The sequence below is a fragment of the Citrobacter sp. Igbk 16 genome (assembly GCF_028069755.1).
Taxonomy (GTDB): Bacteria; Pseudomonadota; Gammaproteobacteria; order Enterobacterales; family Enterobacteriaceae; genus Citrobacter.
On the sequence record NZ_JANEWJ010000065.1, the window covers coordinates 1 to 2,641 of the forward strand.

2 protein-coding genes are annotated in these 2,641 nt (G+C 41.8%); both read left to right on the forward strand.

Features of this window, described 5'->3' with window-relative positions:
• Positions 1-226 precede the first annotated feature (226 nt).
• Positions 227-898, forward strand: a complete 672-nt coding sequence (locus NNO03_RS22345) for an SOS response-associated peptidase (protein WP_271450600.1) — start codon at positions 227-229, stop codon at positions 896-898.
• 243 nt (positions 899-1,141) lie between these two features.
• The coding region (locus NNO03_RS22350) for a recombinase family protein (protein WP_271450601.1) at positions 1,142-2,641 on the forward strand (1,500 nt) is incomplete at its 3' end.

Sequence of the window (2,641 nt, forward strand, 5' to 3'; positions counted from 1 at the left end):
ATCACTGGCAATATGAGTCATTTCATCGCCCCAAATCATGCCCCTAACTGATTTTTGCCCCCAAATTTGCCCCCAAAAAAGTAACAATGGGTAGTGGTTTATCGGCCATATAACAGCCTCGAAAAGGTAGCAAGACGTAATGGAATATTAGTGGTGTGGAGGTTCAAATACTCTCGTACTAACCAATATCCTATACTTTCAGTCTGACAGTTAACTGGAGGTTTCTATGTGTGGACGCTTTTCACAGTCAATGACACGTGAAGACTATCTCGCCCTGCTCTCAGATGAAGCTGAACGCGATATTCCATACGATCCAGAACCCATCGGGCGTTTCAACGTAGCGCCAGGCACCAAAGTTCTGCTTCTGAGTGAACGTGATGAACAACTGCATCTTGATCCAGTTATCTGGGGATACGCCCCTGGGTGGTGGGATAAATCACCGCTAATTAACGCAAGGTCTGAAACTGCGGCCACCAGCAGAATGTTTAAACCGCTCTGGCAGCATGGCCGCGCAATTTGCTTTGCTGATGGTTGGTACGAGTGGAAAAAGGAAGGCGACAATAAACAGCCCTACTTCATTCATCGGACCGATGGTCAGCCAATATTCATAGCGGCAATTGGCAGCACACCATTTGAACGAGGTGATGAAGCAGAAGGTTTTCTGATAGTTACAGCTGCAGCTGACAAAGGACTCCTTGATATTCACGACAGGCGACCGCTAGTACTATCGCCAGATGCAGCTCGCGAATGGATGAGGCAGGATGTTGGAGGGAAAGAAGCTGCGGAAATTGCAGTCGACGGTGCCGTGCCGGCTGAAAAATTTATATGGCACGCCGTAACACGTGCCGTTGGGAATGTTGGATATCAAGGACCGGAGTTAATAGAAACTAAACGTTGATGCACGAAGCGATAGTGAGAGAATACCTGCAGGGTGCAAGCTGCGGAAATTTTGTCACTAACCTTCATAGAAATATGAAATTATCTATCTTCCCTACAAGCTATAACACTGCTACGCATCTACATCCATACGCTTAGCAGTTTATCATTGTGTTCAAAAATTGAGCGCACTCACATTACTCACGTCTATGGCGTGAGAGTATCTTTTCAGATTACAGAGGGGCTATGATATGAAAAAGAAGCCATTGCATACATTCGATTCTCCGCGCCAATTCAGCAATATGGTGATTCACTCCGACGTCAGAATCAGCTAATTGATGAATGGATAGCCCAAAATCCTGAATATGAGTTAGATAATCTGACTTACCAAGACTTGGGGCTCAGCGCTTTTAATGGAGTAAATGCTCTTCGTGGCGCTCTATCAGACTTTCTTGATGCAATCGAACATGGTTTCATCAAAAAAGGTACAGTTTTGCTGGTTGAGAGTCTTGACCGACTTTCAAGAGAAAAAATAGGTGACGCTACTGAACGGCTACGGCATATTTTAAAAGCGGGAGTCGAAGTTGTAACTTTATCTGATCAGACGCATTACAATGAGGAATCACTGGATGATCCTTATGTTCTAATTAAAGCTATTTTGATTGCACAACGCGCTAACGAGGAGAGTGAGATTAAGTCTAAGCGTATGCGGTCTGTCTGGCAGAAAAAAAGAGAGGACGCGGAAAAGAATGGAAAGCTTTTAACACGATCATGCCCTCGATGGTTAAAAGCAACAGAAGATGGAGGGGGGTTTGAAGTTTTACCTCAACACGCCAAGACTATTAAATATATTTTCAAACTACGTTTAAAAGGCCATTCACTGAATGGAATTACAAAAATTCTTAATGATAAAAAAACTCAAACGCTGACAGGAAATCCAGGCATATGGAATCCATCGACGATTGAAAAAATCCTCGGAAACAAAGCTGTAACTGGCACATATTGCCCATCATACAGAACAATGTCTAAGGGTGTAAAAAATATAGACAAATATTACCCACCCATTATTTCACATAAATTATTCCAAGATGTACAAGAGATTAGATTAACTCCATTTGGACGCGATAAATCATATGACAATCCTTATTTAATCAATTTATTTCGTTCTATTCTTCGTTGCAGCTCGTGTGGATGTTCGATAATCATGACAGGGATAGATAACAAAGGAATGGGGTATTACGTCTGTCCGATGAGGAGACTCCATCGTTGCAGCACACCTCCAATCAGGCGAGACTTTACTGACCAAGTTCTTGTCGGCGTATTGTTAGCAAATATGGATTTTTTACAGGCTAGTTTTTCAGGTAAAAATGCAATCAAACAACTTGAGCACTATTTGGTTGATATTCATATAAAGATTAATCACCTTCTTGACGCACTTCAGATAGCTCCGGATGTCATAGAATTAGCAAATAGAGTCAGAGTCCTAAGTAAAGAATTGCGCGATGGCGAATTGAGATTAAGGACCCTCAAGTCCAGAGGAGGGAATACTACTGGTGAAATGGTTGCCAGCATGGAGCTAGACAACAAAATCAACAGAGAGAAGTGTCGTAATTATGCATTAAGTAATATCGAACGAATAGTCATTAACACAGCAATGCAAAAATGCGACATCTATTTAATGAATGGTTTGAGAATTCTTAATTTCCCACTTAGAAAAATCATCCATCATGATAATTTTATCAGTTCTCTAGCCTTTATAGATAAT

Bases quoted from the DNA above. Each gene is read 5' to 3' on its own strand.
- NNO03_RS22345 (WP_271450600.1), top strand. From the start codon at position 227: ATGTGTGGACGCTTTTCACAGTCAATGACACGTGAAGACTATCTCGCC.